A 13,642-nucleotide genomic window follows, 5' to 3' on the forward strand; every position below is an offset into this window, starting at 1 on the left:
CCTCGGAGCAGTCCAGACACCTCGAGACTCCTGCAGGAGGCCGGCTAAGAACGGTCACGTCCTGTGACCAACGCCGGCATTAGAACTTCCTGTTCGTCGAAAGGCATAGGTGAGACCCCGCAGGGCGACAGCCCGAGGAGGCTCACCAGCCGCCTGCGGAAAGCGAGAGGTGTCTGGACTGCGGACCTACAGGAGAAGGTTGCACACACTTACGCTGAATGAAAGGATTCGTATGATTAATTTACAGGTGCAAAGGTTGAGGGTGTAATGTTAAAATTGATTATTATTTGTTAGAGGAGAAGATGGATGAGAACACAAAATCCTTTACTTGCTTACATATTAATTGGGATTGGCGTATTTTTTCTGCTGCGTGAATTGAAACTACCGATCATTACTGATTTCTATTCTTGGCAAACCCTTTTAATTATCATAGGACTAGCCTTTTTGATTCACAGTTACCGTTCCCGCAGTTATCAACATATTTTCACCGGTATTCTTATTCTCGGTATCGGGATCCACTTACACGGAGCAGCTCATTATCATTTTTGGATTGATCATTGGGCAGTTTATTTAATCATAATTGGTTTAGCCTTTATAATTCGCTATTTTAAAACGAAATCGGGCTTTCTCCCTGGTATTGCCTTTCTTGCTATCGGGGTATTATTTATATACTCAACCGCGTTTCATTCCTATTTTTATTGGATATATGATGTAATTGCTTTAGTGGAAAGGTATTGGCCAATCGCACTAATCATCTTAGGTTTTGTCTTATTAAGAAAGAAGTAGAGTCATTTCAGAGGAAAGACCTCCTCTTTACGCTAAAGTAGAAATTTCCGAAAGAGGAGGTGAACCTTATAAATATTGTTTAATTGCTTGCCAAGCTTGGTCTTTCCCTTCACCTGTTTCTGCTGAAAAGGGAATGACAATATCTTCTGCATCAACTTCAAACGTGTCTTTTACTACTTTCACATGTTGATGTTGTTTTGATTTTTTTACTTTATCAAGTTTCGTTGCGATGATAATGACAGGAAGCTCATAATATTTTAGATAATCATACATTTGGACATCGGCGTCTGTCGGTTCATGACGGACATCACAGACGAGAACAACTGCTTTCAAGTTCTCTCTTTGCTGGAAATATTCATCCATCATTTTACCCCATTTTTCTCTTTCTTTCTTGGATACCTTTGCATAGCCATAGCCCGGCACATCTACAAAATAAAAAGCTTCATTTAACTTATAAAAATTCAACGTTTGAGTTTTTCCTGGTTTTTGTGACGTTCGAGCTAAGTTTTTTCGATTAATCAATGTATTGATAAAAGATGATTTTCCGACATTCGAACGTCCCGCTAAAGCGATCTCAGATAAGCCTTCCTCCGGGTATTGCTTCTTCGTGACCGCACTAATTACGATTTCCGCTTGATTGATTTTCATTTTCTTCCTCCACTAATGCGATTTCCAATACTTCATCTAAATGACTAACCGGGATAAATGTTACATTCTGTTGTACACTTTCTGGAATAGAGGCAATGTCCTTCTCATTTTCTTTCGGAATAATGATTGTCGTTAAGCCAGCCCGGTGTGCACTTAATGATTTTTCTTTTAAGCCGCCGATAGGAAGTACTCTTCCCCGTAGTGTTATTTCCCCAGTCATTCCAACCTCTTTCCGAACAGCTCGTCCAGTAAGTGACGAGACAAGTGCCGTTGCAATGGTAATTCCCGCTGAAGGCCCATCTTTTGGCGTGGCTCCTTCTGGCACGTGGATATGAATATCAAACTTCTCATAAAAGTCAGCAGGGATGTGCAGTTCCTTGGCACGGGAGCGGACATAACTGGAAGCAGCTTGAGCAGATTCCTGCATCACTTCACCTAGCTTACCAGTTAAAATTAATTTACCTTTTCCAGGATAATGGGATACTTCAATAGATAAGATATCGCCACCTGCTGATGTATAAGCAAGACCGGTTGCAGCACCGACTTGGTCTACCACTTCCATTAAACCATAACGGTATAATGGTTTCTCTAGGAAATCCTCTAAATTCTTGACCGTGACGACTACTCTTTTCTTCTCACCAGAAATAATAATTTTGGCTGCTTTACGACAAACTTTAGCAAGTTGTCTTTCCAGATTACGGACGCCCGCTTCCCTAGTATAAGTTCTTACAATTTGCAGGAGCGCTTCATCTCTAATTTGTAAATTGGATGGTTTTAATCCGTTTTCTTTAACTTGTTTTGGCAATAAGTGTTCTTTTGCGATATGGAGCTTTTCCACTTCCGTATAGCCCGAAAGAGAAATTAATTCCATCCGGTCTAAAAGCGGACCAGGAATACTATTCACATTATTTGCCGTTGCAATAAATAATACTTTCGATAAATCATATGTTTCTTCGATAAAATGATCACTGTAACTATTGTTCTGCTCTGGGTCTAATACTTCGAGCATTGCAGCGGAGGGATCCCCGCGGAAGTCATTTGACATCTTATCAATTTCATCGAGTAAAAATACCGGATTTATAGTACCTGCCTTCTTCATTCCTTGGATAATCCGGCCTGGCATTGCACCAATATAAGTCCTTCGGTGACCTCTTATTTCCGCTTCATCCCTCACTCCACCAAGGGAAATACGCACGAAATTTCGATTTACGGACTGAGCAATGGAACGTGCAAGGGATGTTTTCCCAACACCAGGCGGCCCAACTAGACAAAGAATTGGACCTTTTAGAGAGTTCGTCAGCTTTTGGACAGCTAGATATTCCAAGATGCGTTCTTTTACTTTCTCCAGTCCGTAATGGCCTTCATTTAATACTTTTTCAGCTTCATTAATATCAATTGTATCTTGCGTTTGTTTTGTCCATGGCAGATCTAATAACCAATCCAAATAATTGCGAATGACAGAGCTTTCTCCAGAGCTTTGTGGTACTTTCTCGTAACGGCTTAGTTCTTTAAGGGCAATTTCGTAAATATGTTCCGGCATATCGGATTCGTCAATTTTTTCTCTTAATTCACTGACTTCACCGGATTTACCATCTCTATCACCGAGTTCTTTTTGAATTGCTTTTAATTGTTCACGCAAATAATATTCTTTCTGCGTTTTCTCCATGGATGTTTTAACTCGTTCACCGATTTTCTTTTCGATGCTTAGTACTTTCTTTTCATTCGTAATTAAGCTAATGATGTGTTGCATACGTTCGGTGACATTCGTCATTTCTAATAATGTCTGTTTTTCCTTTAACTTAATGGATAAGTGCGAGCTAATAATATCAGCGGCCCGTGCCGGGTCCTCCATATCCACAACTGACTTTGCTGTTGCACTAGACACTTTCCTGGAAAGCTTTGTATACTGCTCAAATTGTTCAAGTAGTGCACGCATGAGTGCCTCTTCTTCCGTCTGATCTGCATGCACTTCTTCAAGTTGTGCAATTTCTACTAAGAACTCGTCTTCTTCATCGATCGTGCGGACAATTTCATAACGGTCCAGTCCTTCTACCAATACACGCAACGTGCCATTAGGCATCTTCAGCATTTGGTTGACCTTTGCAAGTGTACCAATTCGGTATATCTCATCTATTTTTGGCTGATCAATGCTCGTTTTTTTCTGTGCAGCCAGGAATATAAGTTGATCATCAACCATTGCTTTCTCCAGAGCTGCGATCGATTTATCTCTTCCAACATCCAGATGTAAAACCATGGATGGAAACACAATTAAACCGCGTAAAGGCAGGAGGGGGACTTTCTTTATTTTGTTAACCATGATAACGACCTCCAAAATGAATATGTATATCTCTATGTTAATCCGTTCAACCGAAAAAAATAGTTAGTTGATTTACATGTTGTAGTAAGTACTATTCCCCAATATCCTATTTATACATACAGAAATGGAGACTTACTGCTAATAGGCTCTTCAAACAGACGAGAGCATCTTTTAAGCAGCCAGTCTCCATTATCGCAAAAATGTTCTACTTCACATTATGCACTTTCTTTTGGTAAATTCTCATTTCCTTCAATTACCGTACCGTCACGGAATACAAGCTTGGGACTGCCATGTTCTTCTTTCACCGTATCCTCTGTTATAATACATTTCGTAATATCTTCACGGGAAGGAAGCTCGAACATAACATCAAGTACAAGCCCTTCAATGATGGAACGAAGACCCCGGGCACCTGTCTTCCGTTCGATTGCCTTCTTCGCAATCTCACGTAGAGCAGCTTCCTCCATCTCCAGTTCCACATCATCCATTTCAAATAGCTTCTCATATTGTTTCACGAGCGCATTCTTAGGTTTTGTCAGAATTTGAATAAGGGCATCCTCATCCAATGGTGTTAAGCTGGAGATAACCGGAATACGACCAATGAATTCGGGAATTAATCCATAGCGAAGCAAGTCTTCTGGTAAAATTTTGGAAAGCAGTGCACCCATGTCCAAATCTTCTTGTTGTTCGTTCGCTCCAAACCCGATAACTTTCTTACCAAGACGGCGCTTAATTACTTGATCAATTCCGTCAAAGGCTCCTCCTACGATAAATAGGATATTTGTCGTATCGATTTGGATGAATTCTTGATGTGGATGTTTGCGTCCGCCCTGTGGTGGTACACTTGCAACCGTCCCCTCCAGAATCTTAAGTAAAGCTTGTTGTACACCTTCACCTGAAACGTCTCTTGTAATTGATGGGTTTTCAGACTTTCTTGCTACTTTATCAATCTCATCGATATAAATAATTCCTTTTTCCGCTTTTTCCACGTCATAATCGGCTGCTTGGATTAGTTTAAGAAGAATATTCTCGACATCTTCTCCTACATAACCAGCTTCTGTAAGTGATGTAGCGTCAGCCATAGCAAAAGGCACATTAATGATGCGTGCTAATGTTTGAGCTAGTAATGTTTTACCACTTCCTGTAGGTCCAATCAGAGCGATGTTACTTTTCGCCAGTTCTACATCGTCGGTTTTATTTATCGAGTTGACTCGTTTATAGTGATTATAAACAGCTACAGACAGGCTCTTCTTCGCTTGATCTTGCCCAATGACGTAATCATCAAGGATTTCACAGATTTCCTTTGGTTTTGGGATTTCTGTAAATTCCATCGCATCTTCCGAACCGAGTTCTTCTTCTACAATTTCTGTACATAACACAATACATTCATCACATATATAGACACCAGGCCCGGCAACTAATTTACGAACCTGTTCCTGATTCTTTCCACAAAAGGAGCATTTTAATTGTCCTTTTTCTTCATTGAATTTAAACATTTTTTCACCCCTATAGTTCATAAGAAAATTAAATTTCCTGACTTAATTATAGCAATCATATCAGATACGAAATAAAAAACAAAACGATAAACCTTGTAGCATGATATCCATTTTAATTAATTCCATATTACTTATCTATATGACAGATAGCAACCGTTAAGTCAGTGAAATGTAAATTAATGCTTGTTCCGTTTCGGTTATACAGAAACAAGGTGCGAGGGAACTCGCACCTTGTTCATGTTGTCTTGTCTTAGCTGGGATGATTAGTTAGCTGCTTTGCTATGTTCCACTAATAGATCGATTGCTTTTCTTATTTTGAGATCGTTTTGGATTGTTTCTGTGTTTCCACCAAGGATTTGAACAAGTTGATCTTTATCTACACCGTACATGCCAGCCATCTTGTCAATCTCTTCATTCACTTCTTCTTCTGTAGCCTCAAGATTTTCCGCATTTGCAATTGCTTCAAGCGTCAAGCTAGTTTTCACTCGTTTAGCCGCATCTTCTTTCATTTGTTCTTTCAGCGCGTCTTCATCTTGACCAGAGAATTGGGAATACATTTCTAACGTCATTCCTTGCATCTGTAGACGTTGTTCAAATTCAGCAAGCATTTGTTCCAATTCATTTTCTACCATTGCATCTGGAATATCAACTTCAACATTATCAGATGCTTTTTCAATTAGACTTTCACGTTTTGCAGTTTCTGCCGCTTGCGTTCTTTCTTCCAGCATTTGTTCTTTCTTTTTCGTCTTGAGTTCATCAAGTGTCTCTACTTCATCATCAACATCTTTCGCGAACTCATCATCAAGTTCTGGAAGTTCTTTTGCTTTGACTTCATGAATTTTAACTTTAAAAGTTGCTTCCTTACCGGCTAGATTTTCTGCATGGTATTCTTCTGGGAAGGTTACATCGATTTCGGTTTCTTCACCTGGTTTCTTACCGATTAATTTCTCTTCGAATCCAGGAATGAATTGACCAGAACCGATTTCCAGGCTATGGTTTTCACCTTTACCGCCTTCAAACGCTTCTCCGTCAGTGAAACCTTCAAAGTCGATAACAACCGTATCGCCTTCTGCAATTTCCCCATCTTCTTTAACAACAAGCTCTGCATGTTGCTCCTGAAGGTTTTTTAATTCTTGCTCGATATCTTCATCTGTCACTTCAACAGATTCTTCTTCTACTTCTAGTCCTTTATATTCACCTAAAGTAACTTCAGGCTTCACTTCAACCTCTGCAGTGAAGATTAATGCTTTTCCTTTTTCGATTTGTTCGATATCTACACTCGGCTGTATAATTGGGAAAATATCCGCCTCGTCAACTGCTTTTGAGTAAGCTTCTGGTAATACGATATCTACCGCATCCTGATAAAGGGATTCTACTCCGAAACGCTGTTCAAATAACCCACGCGGAACTCTTCCTTTACGGAAACCTGGAAGCTGCACATCTTTTACTACCTTTTTAAATGCTTGATCTAATGCTTGATCAAATTCTTCAGCAGGAACTTCAAATGTTAAAATCCCTTTATTTCCTTCTTGTTTTTCCCATTTCGCTGTCATTATTAATTACCTCCAACATCTATTGTTTAACTTAATAACATTTTTTTAGGGTTCGTTTTCAATTTTTACAACTTAATCATTATACCATAATTGAGAGGTCTTTCAAGCCTTTGTTCCTAATCATCAATAATACTTGCATATAATAGATCGGTTGTTTTAATTTCTTGGATATACTTATCTACCTCTGCCTGTTCTGATGTGGACACGGCGATGTTTAAATAGTCATTCCCAATCTGAAATAATGCTTCCGCGATATAAAATGATTCATCAATTGATGGTGTAATCGGATAGAGCGCATAGAGATAATGTTCTAAAAGCGTATTCATCACCTCATATAGTGATGGATTGCTTTGCTCTATTTTCTTAATCTCGGTAGCAATTTCTTTCGCGATTGCACTTTCATTAACCTCCGGCGTTTCACTTGGCGTCATCTTCATCTGAATACCAAACTTATGTACTTCTATTGGTTTTGCTACTCCTAAATTCTTCAACCATAAATAGATGGCTGTTTTGACAAGCGGATGGATATGTTCATTTACAAGCAACGAAATCACTTTCTCATTTGGTTGGATTGTCGTTTTACTGAGTTTGTCAATAAGTCTCCATTGTTCGATATGATTATCTTGGTGAACAGCATCATAGAGTGCATTCAGAAAAACATTCGAACGCTCCAGTTCCACATTCAGCCGCATTTTTTCACTCATCGTGTAGAGCTGTTTAAATGGTTCTTGCAAATGATTTGGTACGTTTCCGCTTTCTAATTCCACAGATACTACATCAATTAATGTATCATACTGATCTGTTTGGAATAATAATGTTAAATAAATATGTATGTATTGATAGTAGTGGGAATCTTTTTCTTCTATTAAAGATTCACAGAGTTCTTGCGCTTCCTTATAACGTTCCAGTTCCATTAAGCAGATTAATTTACCGGTATAAATATCATGATTTTTCACGTCATAGCTTAATAGGTTATCTAATTTTTCTAAAGCATCCTCGAATTTCTTTTCTTTAATTGCTGCAACACTTTCTTCTTCTAACACTTTTTGCCATTTTGGAAACAAAATGATATTCCCAGGTTTCATTTTTCTCAGGTCACCTCCTCCTTTTGTTTCATTTTATATGAGAATGACTTAATAAATAGTTTTACCCTTCCAATTGAATATGAAACATAAAATGAAACTTCATTCAGCGGGAAGTTTACTCTTCTCCGGCGGGATGTAGTTGAATGATCAGGGTGTTAGCATCCATTATCTCCCACCTACATAATTCCCCCACTTAAAGGCAGAAGTTCTATGGACGGTAGCACCGTGGTGAAGAGAAAGAAAAAAAGCAGCTTTTTGCATTCTCTGCTACAGTTTAGTTCCGTTCATCCAATCGAGGAGTTGTTTCATCTGGTTCGAAAGCGCAAGCAAGTAGATAAAAGTATATATATCTTATCATAATACAAAAGAGAAACCTAAAACAAGTTAGGTTTCTCTTTTGCTGTTTGAAAAGCGTCCCAAGTAGGATTCGAACCTACGACCTACAGCTTAGAAGGCTGTTGCTCTATCCAGCTGAGCTATTGGGACATGGAGCGGGTGAAGGGAATCGAACCCTCATCATCAGCTTGGAAGGCTAAGGTTTTACCACTAAACTACACCCGCAGGTTGCTTATTTATTTAGTTTTAAAAATTCATTATGTAAAAGTATGTTTTAGAAGCGAACAAGATTTATTATAGCAGTTTCACATAAAATGTCAATACCTATTTTAAAAGATTTTTGTAACGTACTATTTCTCTTTTCCATTGTACCGCTTCGCATTCTGGAGACGTCTGCAAGTCTCGACATACTAATACAGACGATACGAATGGGTTATAGGCTTTGTAAAATGAGTTATTTGTCCTCACCTCGAAACATCTTACTCTAATTTAAAAAAAGCTCGCCAAGAAACTAAATTCCTTAGCAAGCTATTGAAGCATCAAGTATTCTTCGGATAATCCAACGCTCTATAATGTTCGCCAGTGAGGGTATAAAACTTCACAGCTATATCCTGCTGACCTGTATCCCATTCTAAAATAGCATAAGTTTTCTCTTGCATCCCACCCCTTGGCTGATAGATACTGCCTGGATTAATAAATAGCTGTTCCCCTTCCTGTACAACACCAGCGACATGTGTATGGCCGAAACAAACTACATCGGCATTCGCTTCCCGCGCACGTAATGAAAGTGCGGTTAAACCATAATTCACTTTATGCAGATGCCCGTGAACAATGAGGAAGTTTAAGCCATCAATCTCCATAGTTTGCTCTATCGGATAACGGTTGTCAAAGTCACAGTTCCCTGCTACTTTATAAAAATCTTCCATTGGACCGGAGTCGATATCAAGCTCAGAATCTCCGCAATGGATGAGATAATCAACCTCATGCCTTTCTTTGATTTCCGATAGCTCTTCTGCTAGTCCGTGACTATCACTGACAATTAAAACTTTCGTCATGCTGCATCTCCCTCTCTGTTCGTCCTTTTTCATGTAAAGAGGATGTTTAACCTCAAGTTAGCTTTTCCCAGTTTTTCAATTGTTTTATTGCGTTACTTCGATGGCTTATCTGATTTTTTTCAGCAGAGCTTAATTCTGCCATCGTTTGTTGATATCCATTAGGGATAAACAGTGGATCATAGCCGAAACCATTCGTCCCTTTGGGATTAAGCGCTATCTTCCCTTCACAGACACCCCTGTAAAGCGTTGTTTCTTCACCAGGAACGGCGATTGCAAGTACACAAACAAATCTTGCTGTTCGCTTATCTTGCGGAACTTCCTGCAAATTCTTGAGTAGCTTTTGATTATTTGCTTCATCACTTTTTTCCTCTCCGGCATAACGGGCGGAATAAATTCCCGGAGCACCATGGAGCGCATCAACGACGAGACCGGAGTCGTCTGCTAGAACAGGACGATTCAACAACTCTGCAATTTGCTCCGCTTTAAGTGTCGCATTTTCTGCAAAACTATCCCCAGTCTCTTCAACATCCGGGAGTTGTTCAGCAATTTCCAGCAAGGATTGCACCTTAATACCGTAGGGTTTAAAAAAATCGATAAATTCGTTGACTTTGCCCTTATTTCGAGTTGCGATAATGATTTCTTTCATTTAAATTTCCTCGCCCTGCGCCACTTGCCCGCTTCCAATTGATTCTCCAAGCTCCCCCAGTATTTCTTTCTGTAACTCAAATAACTGTTGTAAACCTTCATCAGCCAAATCCAACATGGTAAAGAGCTCATTCTTCGAGAATGTGGCCTCTTCTCCTGTACCTTGGATTTCCACAAATTCACCTGCACCAGTCATTACAATATTCATATCTACATTTGCATCGGCATCTTCCTCATAATTTAAATCAAGAACCGCTTCTCCAGATGATAGTATTCCGACTGATGCCGCTGCTAGATAATCTTTTACAGGCAAGGACTTGATTTGCTTTTTTTCCAGTAAAGTTCCGAGCGCAAGTGTCATCGCCACAAAGGCTCCGGTAATGGAAGCAGTTCTGGTCCCACCATCCGCTTGAATGACATCACAATCTACCCATACCGTGCGCTCACCGAACCCTTCTAAATCAACAACGGAACGTAATGCACGTCCAATGAGTCGTTGAATTTCCATCGTTCTCCCCGTGACTTTCCCTTTGGAGGACTCCCGGATATTTCGTTTCTCTGTTGCCCGTGGAAGCATCGCATATTCAGCAGTAATCCAACCTTTCCCTTGCCCTCTCATAAATGGTGGTACTCGGTCTTCAATACTTGCATTACAGATTACTTTTGTATTCCCCACTTCGATCAATACTGAACCTTCAGGATGCATAATATAATCTTTTTCCATTTTAATAGGTCTTAATTCATTTATTTTTCTTCCATCATTTCTCATGTAAAAATCCTCCTCATTCGTCAAATCAAGCTTACCATACTTTTCCCGAAAGAAAAATCATCATTCCTACAAAAGTTGCAGATTAATAATCCACTGTATTTTTATTTTATAGTTTCCTTATGTATGAAATAATGGTTATTAAGGTTGCTCAAAAACTTTAAAAAAGTATTTGACATGCTATGAAACAAAAAGAAGCCAGGGCATCCCCCAGCTTCGGAATCCTTTTATTAAAGCTTCTCACTTGGAACAAAGAAGTCCGCAGTAACAGGGTCACTATATGGTTCCCCGTTCTCATTTGCAATAACATCCTTATTCTCCACTTTAATATCCACAGCGTCAATTTCATCTTGTACTGTTAATGTTCGGACAATCGTCTCCATCACTTCGTCGGCAATAACTGCTTCTTCTACATCTTTTAATATCGCTTCGTTAAAGGTGAGTTCCAACACACCCTCCGATAGGACAGGCTCACTCACGAGCATTGCCTCATCATTGAATACATGAGTCACATTTGCCATAAAGCCTGGACCTTCCATTAAAGAAGTGACAATCGCTTCAAACATTTCTTCTTCATTCTCAGCACCTACATATTGAGTAACCGGGATATAATAACGATTCTCCTGATCACTTGCAGGGTAATACATTGTTACTGCCTCGCTATTAATAAAATCAATCGTGTCATTCTGCATAACATTAATTCCATGTGCCTGCGAATAACCTTTCCCAATCGGTGTACCATTTACCGGCATTTCATCCAGTGGATGGCCATTAACCCAAAGTTGAACCCGTTCTACACTATCAAATTGTGTTAAAGTATGTGTAATCGCTTCAAGTATTTTCACTTCATCTTCAGCGGCATACTCTTCAAATTCCTTGGAAAAGTCTACAACCATTGTCCCGTCCTCTAAAAGATTTAAACCAAGTACTTCCGTTCCTGCGGGTAAAACCGCACGAAAACCATTTGGCAGTAGATCCATTACCGGTCCATCATCAACTAGATACTCTAATACTTGGGTTGCAACTTCATTTGAATCAAGCAATGGCAATTCAATTATTTGTGAGGCGACCATGCCGTTTTCATCAATCAAATATAGCTGGCGGGCAATCATATCTGCAGCTTCTTCAGTGTTTTCCTCATCCGCTTCGACGTCCTCTACCTCCGTTTGATCATTGTTTGCTGTATCATTCACTGCTTCTGCATTTTCTGGTGGATCGATTTCAACAGAAGACTGCTCCCCTTGGAAACAGGCTGTCAGTAACAATAATGACGCACATACACCTGGAATTAATAATCGACTCGCTTTCATGCAATACCTCCCTGCGATGGTTTGTACTACAATATATACGAGCTATCATGTGAAAATAGACCATCTTACCGAAAAAATAAAATGTTAATACGTAAGTTAAAGATAAAGTGAAACTTCATTCAGTGGGGAATTCCTATTAAAAAAGACTAGCTAGGCGCTAATCTTTTTCAATGACTGCTCGTTTAATTTTAAATTGCTGCTGGATACCACTTTGGAAAATTTTGGTTGCAATACAATTAAATAATTCCATATCCCCTGTAGAATAAATTTCATGTACCTGTTGCACGCCTGATTTATTATGCAAATGTTTAATTTCAAGTATAGCACTTGTTTCCCTTGCTGTTTCTTCACTTGAAGAAATCACCGCAACCTTGTTACCAACTACATCTTGGATCAGCGGTTTTAATAAAGGATAATGCGTGCACCCTAAAATTAATGTATCCATCACGTTATCTTCCACTAAAGGTTCTAACGTTGTCTGTACAACTGTTCTTGCTTCCTCACCTGAAAAGACTCCTCTTTCCACTAGTGGCACAAACAATGGACAGGCAAGCGCTTGTACATGAAGTTCTGGATTGATTCGCTTTAACGCCTCCGGATAAGCGCCACTTTTCACTGTACCTTCTGTCCCGATAATGCCAATTTCTTGATTGTTTGTTGCTTTAATCGCTGCTCTTGCCCCCGGATTGATGACACCGATCACCGGAATATTTAATTTATCTTTTAAATCATCAATCGTATAGGCTGTAGCTGTATTACAGGCAATTACAAGCAGCTTAATTTCTTTTTCTAATAAGAAATTCACCATTTCCCAAGTGAATTGCTGAACTTCTTCTTTCGTTCTTGGTCCATATGGGCAGCGTTTCGTATCCCCAAGATAAATTAATTTCTCTCTTGGCAGTTGCCTCATAAGTTCAAGTGCTACGGTCAAACCGCCTACACCTGAATCAATTACTCCTATTGGTCTGTCCACTTTTCGTTCATTCCTTATCTACTATTTCTCATTTACTTGCTTCATTCGATCATACAATGAATCAAGCATTTCATTTAATACTGTTTCTTCTTCCGTGGTAAAGCCGGCGAGAACTTCCCGTAAATATTCCTGACGCTTTTCAATTACTTCATGGATAATCACTTTTCCCTTGTCTAATAAATGAATCCTCACTACCCGTCGATCCTTATTATCCCTGATTCGTTCAACCAGTTCATTCTTCTCCATTCGGTCTACAAGATCGGTCGTTGTGCTAAAAGCAAGACTTATTTTATTTGAAAGCTCTCCAATCGTCAAATCGCCTTCTTCCAATAACCATTGGAGGGCTACAAACTGCGGAGAGGTTATGGGATAGTTATGTAAAATCTTCCTGCCGTTTTGTTTGATCATTCCAGATATATAACGTAATCTTTTTTCAATTTTAACGATGGGTTCTGATGAAGCAATCTCATTCTCCATTCGGCAACCTCCTTACACTCTAATTTCAAATTTGAATAAACGCCTTAGACTAGTATACCAAATTTTCATCTGAGGCTGGGACAAAACTCCAGTAAACAAAAAATTAAGGCGTGGGATCTACACTAAAAAGTATAGATCCCACGCCTTTTTTGTCGCTATTTTTGTAAACAAAAAGGACACCTTTTGATAAAATTAAAG

At 39.3% G+C, this 13,642-nt stretch carries 12 protein-coding genes and 2 tRNA genes; 1 reads left to right on the forward strand and 13 read right to left on the reverse strand.

What is annotated here, in order from left to right:
- Positions 1-306: 306 nt before the first annotated feature.
- Entirely contained in the window at positions 307-786 is a 480-nt protein-coding gene (locus tag GN217_RS17975) for a LiaI-LiaF-like domain-containing protein (protein WP_156858016.1), read from the forward strand.
- 66 nt (positions 787-852) lie between these two features.
- Here the strand turns inward: GN217_RS17975 and yihA are convergent, their stop codons facing one another.
- The 13 genes from yihA to GN217_RS18040 form a co-directional block, all read right to left on the reverse strand.
- Positions 853-1,434: a ribosome biogenesis GTP-binding protein YihA/YsxC gene (gene yihA, locus GN217_RS17980; RefSeq protein WP_156858017.1), complete on the reverse strand. Its 582-nt coding sequence runs from the start codon at positions 1,432-1,434 to the stop codon at positions 853-855.
- Positions 1,403-3,751 carry an endopeptidase La gene (lon, locus tag GN217_RS17985; protein WP_156858018.1) on the reverse strand — a complete coding sequence of 783 codons (2,349 nt, stop codon included), beginning with the start codon at positions 3,749-3,751 and terminating at the stop codon, positions 1,403-1,405. Before lon ends, yihA begins: the two co-directional genes overlap by 32 nt.
- A 215-nt stretch (positions 3,752-3,966) precedes the next feature.
- Positions 3,967-5,244, reverse strand: coding sequence for an ATP-dependent protease ATP-binding subunit ClpX (clpX, locus tag GN217_RS17990; protein WP_156858019.1), 1,278 nt, complete (start codon positions 5,242-5,244; stop codon positions 3,967-3,969).
- A 263-nt stretch (positions 5,245-5,507) separates the two neighbouring features.
- A complete protein-coding gene (gene tig, locus GN217_RS17995; RefSeq protein WP_156858020.1) occupies positions 5,508-6,797 on the reverse strand; it encodes a trigger factor in 1,290 nt (429 codons plus the stop codon).
- Positions 6,798-6,913: 116 nt separating this feature from the next.
- Positions 6,914-7,882, reverse strand: coding sequence for a tetratricopeptide repeat protein (locus GN217_RS18000; RefSeq protein ID WP_156858021.1), 969 nt, complete (start codon positions 7,880-7,882; stop codon positions 6,914-6,916).
- 412 nt (positions 7,883-8,294) lie between these two features.
- Positions 8,295-8,368, reverse strand: a tRNA-Arg gene (locus GN217_RS18005).
- Between the two features lies 1 nt (position 8,369).
- Positions 8,370-8,443, reverse strand: a tRNA-Gly gene (locus GN217_RS18010).
- 314 nt (positions 8,444-8,757) lie between these two features.
- Complete coding sequence (locus GN217_RS18015; protein WP_156858022.1) at positions 8,758-9,273, reverse strand: metallophosphoesterase; 516 nt, start codon at positions 9,271-9,273, stop codon at positions 8,758-8,760.
- A 52-nt stretch (positions 9,274-9,325) separates the two neighbouring features.
- Positions 9,326-9,919 (reverse strand): XTP/dITP diphosphatase, encoded by a 594-nt coding sequence (locus GN217_RS18020; RefSeq protein ID WP_156858023.1) that lies wholly within the window; start codon positions 9,917-9,919, stop codon positions 9,326-9,328.
- Entirely contained in the window at positions 9,920-10,687 is a 768-nt protein-coding gene (rph, locus tag GN217_RS18025) for a ribonuclease PH (RefSeq protein ID WP_156858024.1), read from the reverse strand.
- A gap of 227 nt (positions 10,688-10,914) precedes the next feature.
- Positions 10,915-11,994 carry a GerMN domain-containing protein gene (locus GN217_RS18030; RefSeq protein ID WP_156858025.1) on the reverse strand — a complete coding sequence of 360 codons (1,080 nt, stop codon included), beginning with the start codon at positions 11,992-11,994 and terminating at the stop codon, positions 10,915-10,917.
- Between the two features lie 157 nt (positions 11,995-12,151).
- The gene (gene racE / locus GN217_RS18035) at positions 12,152-12,967 is read right to left on the reverse strand and encodes a glutamate racemase (protein ID WP_156858026.1); all 816 of its coding nucleotides are present in this window, start codon (positions 12,965-12,967) and stop codon (positions 12,152-12,154) included.
- Between the two features lie 21 nt (positions 12,968-12,988).
- The gene (locus GN217_RS18040; RefSeq protein WP_156858027.1) at positions 12,989-13,444 is read right to left on the reverse strand and encodes a MarR family winged helix-turn-helix transcriptional regulator; all 456 of its coding nucleotides are present in this window, start codon (positions 13,442-13,444) and stop codon (positions 12,989-12,991) included.
- Between the last annotated feature and the right edge of the window lie 198 nt (positions 13,445-13,642).

The organism is Oceanobacillus sp. AG (genome assembly GCF_009746545.1).
In the GTDB taxonomy this organism is placed as follows: Bacteria; Bacillota; Bacilli; order Bacillales; family Amphibacillaceae; genus Oceanobacillus; species Oceanobacillus indicireducens.